Source organism: Aeromonas sp. 601027, assembly GCF_049174455.1.
GTDB lineage: Bacteria > Pseudomonadota > Gammaproteobacteria > Enterobacterales > Aeromonadaceae > Aeromonas > Aeromonas veronii_A.
This window is the reverse complement of sequence record NZ_JAAKTN010000018.1, coordinates 42,602-55,266: the sequence shown is the minus strand read 5'-3', so window position 1 is coordinate 55,266 and position 12,665 is coordinate 42,602. Positions and strand designations below refer to the sequence as shown.

The window sequence follows — 12,665 nt, the reverse complement described above, 5'->3', positions numbered from 1 at the left end:
TCTGACGCAATGGATAGTGTTCTGGTAGATACATGGGGGGCATTTATCTTTATGGGCTATTTATCAAGGCCATGGTTTTGTGATGGTTCATGGTGTGACTATATTGGCTTGGTCACAAAACAAACCGGGTACTCTGTCTGGGGATCAAGTCAAATCCGGCATCAATGATCTCGCCTTTATAATCGGGATCGCGAGCCATCCGCAACATCATAGATGCAGCTTGGCTGGCAACAGAGTGAATATTGATATTGATACTGGACAAGGTCACGGGGGCCAGATAGCCGCTGCCTGGAAAATCGCCAAACCCGATGATAGATAGTTGCTCTGGTACCGGGATATTGCGTGCAATCGCCTCCATCAGCAATGCAGTACCAATGGTATCGTTTGATGCAAAAATGCCGTCGAGTTTGCGCTCTTTGAGCAGTGTCTTGATGAGTAGTTCGCGTGTGGCGGGGTAAATATTGTCGCTGTAAGGGATTTCGACCAACAAGGGATCCATACCCGCCGTCTCAAGTGCCTGGCAAAAGCCGCTGTAGCGGCTCTGCGCACGCACGTCATCGTTAAAACGGGTCGTGAAATAGGCAATTTTATGGCAGCCGGAGCGTATCAGGTAAGATGCGGCATCGTAACCCACCTGAAAATGATCTATACCGACCTGCGCGACAAACGGACTGGCTTCACCGATTTGCCATGCTTGAACCACAGGCACCGCACTGTGCTCCAGCATACGAATCGTAGTATCACTGTGCTTCGCGCCAGTGAGGGTTATGGCGGCAGGAGACCATTGTAAAATGGAGCGGATCTGCTGCTCCTCTTTTTCCATTGAGTGATCATGAGATGCGATATAGAGCTGAAAACCTGCATCACTCACGATATGTTCAATCTGCTGGACAAAGGTACTAAAGGTAATATTGGAAATGGAAGGAACGATAATTGCCATTGCCGAGCTTCGCCCGGCAGTAAACTGACTGGCAATTTTGTTGTGCACATAACCCAATTCATCAATGGCACGCTGAATTTTATGGCCGGTATTGGCTTTTACCTTGTCTGGATGACGTACATAAAGTGAGACTGTCGAGGGGGACACCTTGGCCAGGGCCGCGACATCATCAAGCTTGACGGTTTGTTTGCTTCTCGAGGACACGTGTTCTGCTTCCTGATTGGTTTTACTCGGCTCGACATCCTTCGTTATCTGAGGGAAAAGCCATCCAATAATCTCCCGACATGTATTTAAGTGTATAAAAAATAAGGCTTAAATAAAAGTGATGATTCGCTGTAGGAGGTGCGTCGGCAATTCGGGTTACTTGTATGGTAATTAGATTTTGGTTAGCCATTACAAATAAAAACGTGTTGCCAAGAGCGCTTGAGCGTTTTGGCATCCAATGTCGAAAAATGAGCCTCTTTAACTGCCATGACCCATGGCAGTTAACTGTTCAAATAAACACCGCACCACATGGTGAAGGGTGGTTACTTCAGGGTATGAGTATTTAGTGTTATGGGAATCGGTAGTTCTCATCAGCACTCTCTGCAATCGTCTAATGGGTGTTACAACCGCGTTGGATAGCTCACCGTTTAGTGCCTGGGACGTAGCGACAACCACTTGGCAGGGGGGTTATTGAGCGTGTGGCTCTGATGAAGGTAGTGGAGAGACGATCGCCTCCTGCCTGTATTGGCGCAGCAGTTTGAGGAAATCATCCGGTTCCCGATCCAGGCTGCCTACCGGGATCAACAGGTCATAACCGAGCAAGTGGCGCATGCGAATCATCCGTTGAGCCAGCATGGCCAATGCGCCATCGTAGTGCAGCCCTTGCGGGGAGCAAAAGTGACTCTCTTCCAGCCAGTCGATGCCTTGTAAGGGGTCATTGGTATGCACTGGCTGCCCATGGAGCTGCTCATTATGCAGGGCATGCAGCAACACAGGGCGCTGCTCTGTCAACAGATGCACGGCCAGTCTGGGAGTGATCAGTGTCAGAAACTCGTCATACTGTTTTATCTTGAAACCGATATAGGGCAGGGGCTGGAGATCCCAACCAACATGGATTCTGGGTTGATCGATACGCTGGATGTTGTGCCACTTCAGTGCCCAGCCGCCATATTTGTGGTGATAGTGGAAGGAGTGCTGGCATAGGGATAGGCTGATCGGGGGCTCATTGAGCTTGAACCAGCCTATCAAGGTTATCATCATGCCACTCAGTAGCAATATATAGGCCGGGAGCACCGGGCCTTCCACAAGCAACCAGAGTAGTAATAGCATCAGGCTGGTGATAAGCCCCCCGGCCCAGATCAGGGTTAGTCCATTTCGGCGGACCAGAGGCTTTATATGTTGTGTCTCCATTTAACCTCCTTGTCCTGATGAGGGGAGCGATCTTTTATTACACCACCCGTTTGTCTTTGACCAAGTATAAGCGCCGCGTTTTTGCGCTGGCCAGCAAAGCAAATGGCAGTCATGGGCCGGCTCGGGTATAGTCCTGCGCCAATGGCGTTATCCTGTTTTGCTGACCCGTCGTGGCCCTGGTGGTGGCGAGGGGCAGGCCCGTGTAAGGAGTGTTATGAAGTTCAGTCCCCTGCTTGATGAGATGATGAAAGCCCTGCAGGTATTGCCTGGGGTGGGGCCCAAGTCTGCCCAGCGGATGGCCTTTACCCTGCTCGAGCGCGAGCGCAGCGGCGGTTTGCGGTTGGCCCAGTTGCTCTCTCGCGCCCTGACCGAGATCGGTCATTGCAGCCACTGCCGCACCTTTACCGAGAACGATCGCTGCGATATTTGCGCCAATCCCAAGCGGGAAGAGAATGGCCTGCTCTGCGTGGTGGAGAGCCCGGCGGACGTGGCCGCCATCGAACAGACCGGTCAGTTTTCCGGCCGCTACTTCGTGCTGATGGGCCATCTGTCGCCGCTCGACGGCATCGGCCCGGAGGAGCTGGGGCTCGATATTCTGGATCGCCGCCTGAAGGATGAGGCGATCAGCGAGCTGATCCTCGCCACCAATCCCACCATTGAAGGGGATGCCACCGCCTGGTATATCGCCGATATGGCCCGCACCGCCGGGGTAGAGGTGAGCCGCATCGCCCACGGGGTGCCGGTGGGCGGCGAGCTGGAGCTGGTGGATGGCACCACGCTCTCCCACTCCCTGATGGGGCGCCAGCGCCTCAAGTAAGGGGAGGGTGGCGGCAGGCAAGTCGCGAAAAACTGAACATAAAATCGGCGGTCACACGCCAACAGGGGGCGAATGAGCAGGATTGCACATTCGCCCCCTTGATATTTGGATCCCTGTCCCCATCTAGGTTGGGCATATGTTCAACCCGATGTTTCTGAGGATTGGTCCATGACCCAAAGTGTTCATGCCGAAACCCACGGCTTTCAGACTGAAGTCAAACAACTGCTGAGCCTGATGGCTCACAGCCTCTACTCCAACAAAGAAGTATTCCTGCGCGAGCTGATCTCCAACGCATCCGATGCGGCGGACAAGCTGCGCTTCAAGGCGCTTTCCGATGCCTCTTTGTTCGAAAACGACGGCCAGTTGCGTGTGCGTCTGGTGGTGGACAAAGAGAAGCGTACCCTGACCATCTCCGATAACGGGATCGGTATGACCCGCGATCAGGTGATCGAGCACCTGGGTACCATCGCCAAGTCCGGCACCGCAGAATTCTTCAAAAACCTCTCCGGCGATCAGGGACGTGACTCCCAGCTGATCGGTCAGTTCGGGGTCGGCTTCTACTCCGCCTTTATCGTGGCCGACAAGGTGACCGTGGTCTCCCGCGCCGCCGGTACTGCTCCGGAGCAGGGCGTACAGTGGGAATCTGAAGGGGAAGGCTCCTTCACCGTCGCTGACGTAACCAAAGAGGGTCGCGGTACCGACGTCATCCTGCACCTGCGTGCCGAAGAGGACGAGTTCCTCGACGACTGGCGCCTGCGCTCCGTGGTGGGCAAGTATTCCGATCACATCAGCGTGCCGGTGGAGATGTTCAAAGAGGGCACCCCGGATCGCGAAGAGGATGGTGAGACCATCGTCGGCACCCCGGGCGAGTGGGAGCAGGTCAACCGCGCCACGGCACTGTGGACCCGCAACCCGAAAGATATCAAGGACGAGGAGTATCAGGAGTTCTACAAGCACGTCGCCCACGACTTTGAAGATCCGCTGCTCTGGGGTCACAACCGGGTGGAAGGGGCGCAGGAGTACACCAGCCTGCTCTACGTACCAGCCCGCGCACCGTTCGACCTCTACAACCGCGAGCAGAAGCACGGTCTGAAGCTCTACGTACAGCGCGTCTTCATCATGGACGACGCCGAGCAGTTTATGCCGACCTACCTGCGCTTCGTCAAAGGGGTGCTGGACTCCAACGATCTGCCGCTCAACGTCAGCCGTGAAATCCTGCAGGACAACAAGGTTACTGCCTCTCTGCGCAAGGCTTGCTCCAAGCGGGTTCTGACCATGCTCTCCAAGCTGGCGAAAGACGATGCCGAGAAGTACGCCAAATTCTGGAAAGAGTTCGGTAACGTGCTCAAAGAGGGCCCGGCCGAGGATTACGCTAACCGCGAAGAGATCGCCAAGCTCTTGCGCTTTGCCAGCACCGCTGGCGAGGGCGAAGCCCAGACTGTCTCTCTCGAGGATTACGTTGGCCGCATGAAGGAAGGCCAGCAGAAGATCTACTACATCACTGCTGACTCCTATGCCGCTGCCAAGAACAGCCCGCACCTCGAGATCTTCCGCAAGAAGGGTGTCGAAGTGCTGCTGATGTGGGAGCGTGTGGATGAGTGGCTGATGAGCCACCTGACCGAGTTCGACGGCAAGCAGCTCATCTCCGTCACCCGTGGCGAGCTGGATCTCGGCGATCTGGAAGATGAAGCATCCAAGCAGGCGCAAGAAGAGGCCGAGAAGGCTAATGCCGGTCTGGTTGAGCGGGTCAAGAAGAGCCTGGGCGATGCAGTGAAAGAGGTGCGTGTCACTCACCGTCTGACCGACTCCCCCTCTTGCATCGTCACCGACGCCTACGGTATGAGCACCCAGATGATCAAGCTGATGCGCGCGGCCGGCCAGCCGGTACCGGAGCAGAAGTACATTCTGGAGCTCAACCCTGACCATGCGCTGGTGAAGAAGCTCGATACCATTGAAGACGAGGCGCTGTTCGGTGAGTGGGTCACCCTGCTGCACGAACAGGCCCAGCTGGCCGAGCAGGGCGGGCTGAACGATCCGGCGAGCTTCGTCTCCCGCATCAACCGTTTGTTGCTGCAAGCCTAAGCCGCGACTCCGGTAACAGAAAGCCCACTGCATGCAGTGGGCTTTTTTGATCCCGCCGAGTGAGCGCGGCGACAACAGCGGCAAGGGCGGCGGCCAGTGCCTCTCTATTTGCGGTATTCGTTGTTGTAGTTCTGGATGAGACGGCGAGTCACCTCATGCTGGGGATCGGCAAACACCTTGAGAGTCTTGCCGCGCTCCACCACTCGCCCTTCGTGCATCACCAGCACCTCGTCGCTGATATGGCTGACGATGCCCAAATCGTTGGCTACCAGCACATAGCTCAGCCCCATGGTCTCCTGCATCTCCAGCAGCAGGTTGATGATCTGGGAGCGTACCGAGATATCCAGGGTGGAGAGCGCCTCATCGGCTACCACTATCTTGGGGTTGAGGATCAGCGCTCGCGCCAGCGCCACCCGCTGCTGCTGACCGGAGGAGAGCATCTGCGGATAGAACAGGGCGTGATCCGGCAGCATCCCCACCATGCGCAGGGTCTGCACCACCTTCTCGCGGCGCTCCTCCTCGGTCATCTCGGTGTTGAGACGCAGCGGGGTCTCCAGGATCTGGCCGACCCGGATCTTGCGGTTCAGCGAGGTGTTGGGATCCTGAAAAATCATCCGCAGCAGTTTGCAGCGAGTCTGGTAATCGCCATGCACCATCAGCTGGCCGTCGATGGCGATGTCGCCGCTGGTGGGTTCGATCATGCCGGCCAGAATGCGGGCGAGGGTGCTCTTGCCGGAGCCAGCTTCGCCGACGATGGCGAGGGTCTGACCCACTTCGAGATCGAACGAGAGGGGCTTGATCGCCTCCACCGCCTGACGACGGAATAGACCGGTGCGGTTCTGGTAGGTTTTGCTAAGGCCTCTGACCTGCAACAGGGACGGCTCGATCACAAGCGGGGCTCCTTCATGGGGGCATTAACGGTCATCATTTTTTTGGCTCCTCCATGTTCAGCGGGAAGTGGCAGCTGAACTGATGGCCCTTGATCTTGTTCATCAACGGAGTCTGCACGCACTGCTTCTGGGCGTAGGGGCAGCGCGGCCCCAGACGGCAGCCGATGGGCAGGTGTTGCAGCGGCGGGATGACGCCGGGCAGGGTCTCGAGGCGCGACTTGTGGCGCACCAGCTTGTCAAAGTCGGGGATCGATTTGAGCAGGGCATCGGTATAGGGGTGATGCGGGGTCTCGAGGATCTGCTCCCGGGTGCCCACTTCCACCATCTGGCCGCAGTACATCACGTTGATGGTATCGGTCAGGTTGGCGATGGCGGCGATATCGTTACTGATGATCAGGATGGTGGTATTGCCCAGCTTGTTCATCTTGTCCAGCAGTCGCAGGATCTGGGAGTGAGTGGTGGACTCCATGGCGCTGGTGGGCTCGTCGGCTACCAGCAGACGCGGCTGGTTGGCAATGGCCATGGCGATCATCACCTTCTGGCACATACCATCCGACAGCTCGTGGGGATAGGCGCGCATCACCTTTCGGTGATCCTTGACGCCTACCCGGTGCAGCAGGGCGATGGCCTTCTTCTTGCGCCACTGGAAGCGCTGCCAGAATTGTCCCTCGAACGAATCGGTCGGTATTGCCTCTTCTAGCTGGGTGCCGATCTCCTCGGAGGGATCGAGACAGCTGATGGGGTCCTGGAAGATCATGGCGATCTCGCGACCCATGATGCGACGGCGCTCCTTGGGGGCCATGGTCAGCAGATCCATGTCGTTGAAGCGCATCCGGTCGGCACGTACTGTCCAGTTGTCCTTCTCGATGCCGACGATCACTTTGGCGATCAGACTTTTACCTGAGCCGGATTCACCCACTAGACCGCGGATCTCCCCCTCGGTCAGGGTCAGGCTCACCTTGTCCACCGCCTTGACCTTGCCTTGCGGGGTGTCGATCTCGATGGTGAGATTGCGAATATCGAGCAGCGGCATCAGTCATTCCCCTCTTTGAGTGCTTCGCGAATGCCTTCACCAACTAAATTGGTCACCAGCACGCTGAACAGGATGGCGATGCCGGGCAGGGTGACGGTCCAGGGGGCGAGATAGATAAGGTCGCTCGAATCGGCCAGCATGGTGCCCCACTCCGGTTGGGGAGATTGGGCGCCGAGGCCAAGAAAACCGACCGCCGAGATATCGAGAATGGCCGCCGACAAGGTGCGGGTGGTCTGGGCCACCAGGGTTTCGACAATGTTGGGCAAAATAGCCAGCCGCATGATCCGGAAGGGGGGGGAGCCATCGAGGCGGCTGGCGGTAATGTACTCCTTCTGCATCTCGGCATGTACTGCGTTGTAGGTGGCCCGGATAAAGGGCGGGATCAACGCCAGAGTAATGGCTATCAGGGTATTGCCAAAACCCGGCCCCATGATGGCGACCATGATGATGGCCATCAGCAGGGAGGGGATGGAGAGCAGGGTATCGAGCAGGTGGTGCAGCACGCTCGATTTAAGTCCCTTGCTCATCCCGCCGAGGATACCGATGGCGGAGCCCACCACCATGGCGATCACCACTACGACCAGCGCATAGCCGAAAGTGAGACGCGCCCCTACCACCAGCCGGGAGAGCATGTCACGCCCCAGATCGTCGGTGCCGAGGAAGTAGTCGATGTTACCGGTCGCCGCCCAGGAGGGGGCGAGCAGCAGCTTGTCGGTGTGCTGTTCATCGATGCCGTAGGGGACGACCAGCGGCCCCACCAGCGTGATGAGCAGCAGCAGCAAAAAGCACCAGAGCCCAGCCATCGCCAACGGATTGCGGCTGTATGAGGCCCACGTCTGCTCAAGGGGGGAGAGGATCTTGAGCTCGGGATAGATGTTCGATTTATCTTGCATAGGATACCTGGCTCCTGGTCACGCCATGAGCGCGTTCAATCTTGTTTGGCATACAACTCTTTGCGCCGTGCCGGATAGATAAGGGTGGTCAGCAACTCGGTGCTGACGCTGGTCAGGATCACGAAACTGGCGACCACCAAGGTTGCGCCGCGAATGGCGGCGTAATCCTGCAGGGCGATACTGCTGATGAGCCAGCGGCCGATCCCGTGCCACTCGAACACCACCTCGGTGATCATGGCGGAGGTGAGCACGCTACCCAGTTGCAGACCCAGCAGCGGCAGTACCGGCGGCAGGGCGTTCTTCAGGCCATGGCGCCAGACGATCTGCGCCTTGGAAAGGCCCCGGCTCGCCGCCGCCTTGATGTAGTTCTGCTTCATCACGTCGATGAGGGAACTGCGCACATGGCGGATCACCTCGGTAGTGGGCACCACCGCCAGTACCAGTGACGGGAGAATGAGGTGGCGCAGGGCATCGTGCAGCGCCGCTTGCCGCCAGGGTTCGTTGCTGAGCAGCACATCGATAACCGCGATGCCGGTAATGGGGGGCACATCGTAGAGCAGGCTGATCTGGCCCGACGCCGGCAGCCAGCCGAGATCCAGCGAAAAGAGCATCACCACCAGCAGCGCCAGCCAGAACACCGGCACCGCATAGCCGATAAGACCGGCAGTCATGATGGAGAGATCCAGCGTCTTTCCCTGTGACAGGGCCGCCAGGGTGCCGAGAGGGATCCCCACCAGCAGCGAGATGGCGAACGCCGCCAGACAGAGGATCAGGGTCGCCGGGAAGTAGTGGCGGATCTCGTCCAGCACCGGCAGCCCGGAGACGCTGGAGAGCCCCAGGTCGCCTGCGAAAATGCGGCGCAGGAAGTCGGGATAGCCGCTCCAGAAGCTGAGCTGATTGCCGATCAGCCGATAGTCCAGCAGGTAGGCGACAAAGGTCAGCGCCAGCAGGGTGATGAGCAGCAGGTTGATGCGGCGCAAGGTGTATAGAAGCATGCTTACTCCCTGTGAGCCTGGTTGAAGGAGGTGCCGCCAAAGGGCATCAGCGTCAGCCCCTCGATGTCGCTGCGGCTGACCTGGGTACGCAAGGCGTGCGCCAGCGGGATCAGCGGCAGCTGTTCGTTGAGCAGGGTCTGGGCATAGTAGTAGTTGCGCAGCCGGAACGAGAGCTGGGGCGTGGTGACCGCATCATCCAGCAACTGATCGAAGGCCGGGCTACACCAGCGGCTGTAGTTGTTGCCGCGCTCCACTGCCGAGCAGCTCAGCAGCTGACGGAAGAAATTGTCCGGGTCGGCGTTGTCGGCAATCCAGCCGGAGAGCAGGCTGTCGTACTGCCCCTTGGTGAGGCGGCTTTCGATCACCGGCCACTCCCGTTGCACGATCTTGAGCTTGATCCCGACCTTGGCCAGATCGCTGCGGATCAGCTGGGCAGTCTTGACCGCATCCGGGTTGTAGGGGCGGGCGTCCGGCTGTACCAGCACCTGCATCTCGAACCCTTTCTCCAGTCCCGCCTCCTTGAGCAGCTGGCGCGCCCGTTTCAGGTCGGGTTTGCGCTCGGGCAGGCTGGGGTTGTACCCCCATGAGAGGGTCGGCAGCAGGCTGTTGGCGGGCAGACCGGTATCGAAATAGACCGCCTGCAGCAGGTTGTCGATATTGATGGCGCTGGCAATGGCCTGACGCACCTTGACGTTGTTGAACGGCGGCTTGCGGGTATTGAGGGCCAAAAAGGCGACGTTCATCCCCGACTGGACCGAGAGGCTCAGCGCCGGATTTTGCTTGATCACCGAGAGCTGGCTGGCGGAAGGGGTGCTCATTACGTCGCACTCGCCGGTCAGCAGCTTGGCCAGCCGTTTGGCGGATTTGGGGGTGATGTCGTAGACCAGCTGTTCAATCTTGGCATCGCCGCCCCAGTAGCCAGGGTGGCGCAGATAGCGGATGAACTCGTTGTGGCGATACTCCTTGAAGCTGAACGGCCCGGTGCCGATGGGGCGGCTATCCAGCAGGGCTGGCGTGCCCGCCTGCAACATCTGCTCGGCGTATTCGGCGGAGAGGATCACCGCATAGTCGCTGGCCAGGGTGGCGAGGAAAGAGGCGTTCGGCTGGTTCAGCTCGAATACCACCGTCTGCGGCCCCTTCTTGCTCACCCGCTTGATCAGCAGATCTTGCCCCAGGCTGTAGAAGTAGGGGTAATCGCCGCCGGAGACATTGTGGTAGGGGTGCTGCTCGTCAAGCTGGCGGGCATAGGTGAAGACCACGTCATCGGCATTGAAAGTGCGGGTGGGCTTGAACCAGGGGGTATGGTGAAACGTCACCCCCTTGCGCAGGGTCAGGGTATAGGTGAGGCCATCCTCGCTGACATGCCAGTTGGTGGCGAGCGCCGGCTCCAGCGCCAGGGTGTTGGGGTTCACCTCCAGCAGGCGGTCGTAGAGCGGACGGGCACTGGCATCCAGTGTCACCCCGGAGTTGGAAACATGGGGATTGAAGGAGAGGGGGGATCCCTCAGCACAATAGATGAGTCCGGTTTTGGAGGCCTCGGGTTGCTTCTGGCAGCCGGTGACCAGCACCAGCATACCCAGCAGCAAGGGTGTGAGCATTCTCATTGTTGAACCATGTTCTTATAGGGGTTTTGTACGCACGTTTTGATACAAATGTGCCAGCGCGAAGGCTGGCGTGTTGCTGGAGTCGGCATCAACCGCGCTCCTTCACTCTTGTTCTGCATCGTTATCGCCATCCAGCAGCTGATATTTGCGTAGCATGCCACGGAACTGGTGATAGCTTAAGGCCAGCAGTTGAGCGGCTTTGCGCTGATTATACTGGGATTGCTGCATCGCTTGCTTGAGTAAATTAATCTCGTACTCCGCCACCGCCTGCTTGAGATCGAGTGGCAAGGCGAGGGGGGATGCAGATTGTACCTCGCTTCGGGCCTCTTGCGCAGGTTGCGTGACCTGTGGTCGCCAGGGGGAATCAAACGGGTTGAGCACCAGGGTCGAGAGCGGCAGCTGGGGATTGCCCTGACGATAGATGCTGCGCTCCACCACGTTCTTCAGCTCTCTCACATTGCCCGGCCAGTGGTAATCCAGCAGCAACTGGGTCGCCTTGCGCGAGAAACCGGCAAACAGCGGATAGCCCAGCTCCCGGGTCATGCTGTGGGCGAAGTGCTCCGCCAGCATCAGGATATCTTCCCGCCGCTCCCGCAAGGGGGGGAGGGTGATCACATCAAACGCGAGCCGATCGAGCAGATCGTGGCGAAACTGCCCCTTGTCGGCCAGCGCAGGGAGATCCTCGTTGGTGGCGCAGACCAGCCGCACATCCACCTTAAGGGGCTTGGCCCCACCGACCCGCTCGAACTCGCCATACTCGATGACCCGCAGCAACTTCTCCTGCACCCTGGCGCTGGTGGTGGCCAGCTCGTCGAGGAAGAGGGTGCCGCCATCGGCCCGCTCGAAGCGGCCCTGATGGCGCTTGGCCGCACCGGTAAACGACCCCGCTTCGTGACCGAACAGCTCGGTCTCCAGCAGGCTCTCACTCAGGGTGGCGCAGTTGATGGTGACAAAGCTTTGATCCCAGCGCGCCGAGAGATAATGTAGGCGGTGGGCGATCAGCTCCTTGCCCGTCCCCCGCTCACCGATGATCAACACGGGTTTGCGCAGCGGGGCGAGCCGTGAGGCCTGCTCAATGATCTCGAGAAATGCGTTGGATTCCCCCAGCAGGCTTTCCGTGGCCGTGGTCATAGTGATCCCTGTCAGTTGTAAAAGCTGGTCAATCTTACCAAAAGTTGGTGATTTTAATCATCTCTTGCGCGAGGCATCTTGCAATTCGGCTATTCCGCCCCATATAAATCAACAAGTTAAATTTTGTTCCAGATTGGCACACAAGTTGCCATTGTCAATGGAGAAACAACGCCATGCCAATAACAGGAGTGCAATCATGAGTATTTTTTCCCGTCTGGCCGACATCATCAATTCCAACCTGACGGCTCTGCTCGACAAGGCAGAAGATCCCCAGAAAATGGTGCGCCTGATCATCCAGGAGATGGAGGACGAGCTGGTCAAGGAGCGTTCCAATCTGGCCCGCTTCCTCGCCAGCCAGAAAGAGATTGGTCGTCAGGTCGCCCGTCATCAGGAGCGGGTCGACGAGTGGCAAGCCAAGGCCGAGCTGGCCCTGACCAAAGGGCGTGAAGATCTGGCCCGCGCCGCCCTGATCGAGAAGAAGAAACAGACCGAGTTGTCAGAGACCCTCTACCGCGAGCAGCAGGCGGTCGACAGCGGTATCGAGAAGCTGGGTGAGGAGATCCGCCAGCTCGAAGCCAAGCTGGAAGATGCCCGCGCCCGTCAAAAGGCGATGGCCATTCGCACCGAAGCGGCCAGCAGCCGTCTCAATGTGCAGAGCCAGGTAGCCCGTGGCGAGAGCCAGGCTGTGGTGAGCAAGTTTGAGCGGATGGAGCGTCGCATCGACGAAATGGAAGCGCGCGCCGATCTGGGTCAGTCCGACAAGGCGCTGGCGCAGCAGTTTGCCGAGCTGGAAGTGGACGATCAGATAAGCCGTGAGCTGGAAGCCATGCGCCAGAAGCTGGGTCAGGGCGACAGCAAAAGCGAAGGCAAACAGGGGGAGTAACA

11 protein-coding genes are annotated in these 12,665 nt (G+C 58.5%); 3 read left to right on the top strand and 8 right to left on the bottom strand.

The window, feature by feature from the left end:
* Nucleotides 1-112: 112 nt before the first annotated feature.
* A complete protein-coding gene (locus tag G5193_RS19780; RefSeq protein WP_421207031.1) occupies nucleotides 113-1,144 on the bottom strand; it encodes a LacI family DNA-binding transcriptional regulator in 1,032 nt (343 codons plus the stop codon).
* A 468-nt stretch (nucleotides 1,145-1,612) separates the two neighbouring features.
* Nucleotides 1,613-2,335, bottom strand: a complete 723-nt coding sequence (locus G5193_RS19775; RefSeq protein WP_421207029.1) for a DUF2982 domain-containing protein — start codon at nucleotides 2,333-2,335, stop codon at nucleotides 1,613-1,615.
* 214 nt (nucleotides 2,336-2,549) lie between these two features.
* On the opposite strand from G5193_RS19775, the gene recR reads away from it, so the two are divergent.
* A complete protein-coding gene (gene recR, locus G5193_RS19770; RefSeq protein ID WP_216962264.1) occupies nucleotides 2,550-3,152 on the top strand; it encodes a recombination mediator RecR in 603 nt (200 codons plus the stop codon).
* Nucleotides 3,153-3,320: 168 nt separating this feature from the next.
* The gene (gene htpG, locus G5193_RS19765) at nucleotides 3,321-5,234 is read left to right on the top strand and encodes a molecular chaperone HtpG (RefSeq protein WP_075115122.1); all 1,914 of its coding nucleotides are present in this window, start codon (nucleotides 3,321-3,323) and stop codon (nucleotides 5,232-5,234) included.
* Nucleotides 5,235-5,338: 104 nt separating this feature from the next.
* Here htpG and G5193_RS19760 read toward each other — a convergent pair whose 3' ends face one another.
* The 6 genes from G5193_RS19760 to pspF form a co-directional block, all read right to left on the bottom strand.
* The gene (locus tag G5193_RS19760) at nucleotides 5,339-6,124 is read right to left on the bottom strand and encodes an ATP-binding cassette domain-containing protein (protein WP_005333681.1); all 786 of its coding nucleotides are present in this window, start codon (nucleotides 6,122-6,124) and stop codon (nucleotides 5,339-5,341) included.
* Between the two features lie 34 nt (nucleotides 6,125-6,158).
* Nucleotides 6,159-7,157, bottom strand: coding sequence for an oligopeptide/dipeptide ABC transporter ATP-binding protein (locus tag G5193_RS19755; protein WP_005333679.1), 999 nt, complete (start codon nucleotides 7,155-7,157; stop codon nucleotides 6,159-6,161).
* Nucleotides 7,157-8,050, bottom strand: coding sequence for an ABC transporter permease subunit (locus G5193_RS19750; protein WP_005333677.1), 894 nt, complete (start codon nucleotides 8,048-8,050; stop codon nucleotides 7,157-7,159). Before G5193_RS19750 ends, G5193_RS19755 begins: the two co-directional genes overlap by 1 nt.
* Before the next feature lie 35 nt (nucleotides 8,051-8,085).
* The gene (locus G5193_RS19745) at nucleotides 8,086-9,045 is read right to left on the bottom strand and encodes an ABC transporter permease (RefSeq protein WP_021231386.1); all 960 of its coding nucleotides are present in this window, start codon (nucleotides 9,043-9,045) and stop codon (nucleotides 8,086-8,088) included.
* Between the two features lie 2 nt (nucleotides 9,046-9,047).
* Entirely contained in the window at nucleotides 9,048-10,643 is a 1,596-nt protein-coding gene (gene sapA / locus G5193_RS19740) for an ABC transporter substrate-binding protein SapA (protein ID WP_162515159.1), read from the bottom strand.
* A 108-nt stretch (nucleotides 10,644-10,751) separates the two neighbouring features.
* Nucleotides 10,752-11,780, bottom strand: coding sequence for a phage shock protein operon transcriptional activator (pspF, locus tag G5193_RS19735; protein WP_005333674.1), 1,029 nt, complete (start codon nucleotides 11,778-11,780; stop codon nucleotides 10,752-10,754).
* Nucleotides 11,781-11,976: 196 nt separating this feature from the next.
* On the opposite strand from pspF, the gene pspA reads away from it, so the two are divergent.
* Nucleotides 11,977-12,663 carry a phage shock protein PspA gene (pspA, locus tag G5193_RS19730; RefSeq protein WP_005361184.1) on the top strand — a complete coding sequence of 229 codons (687 nt, stop codon included), beginning with the start codon at nucleotides 11,977-11,979 and terminating at the stop codon, nucleotides 12,661-12,663.
* Nucleotides 12,664-12,665 lie beyond the last annotated feature (2 nt).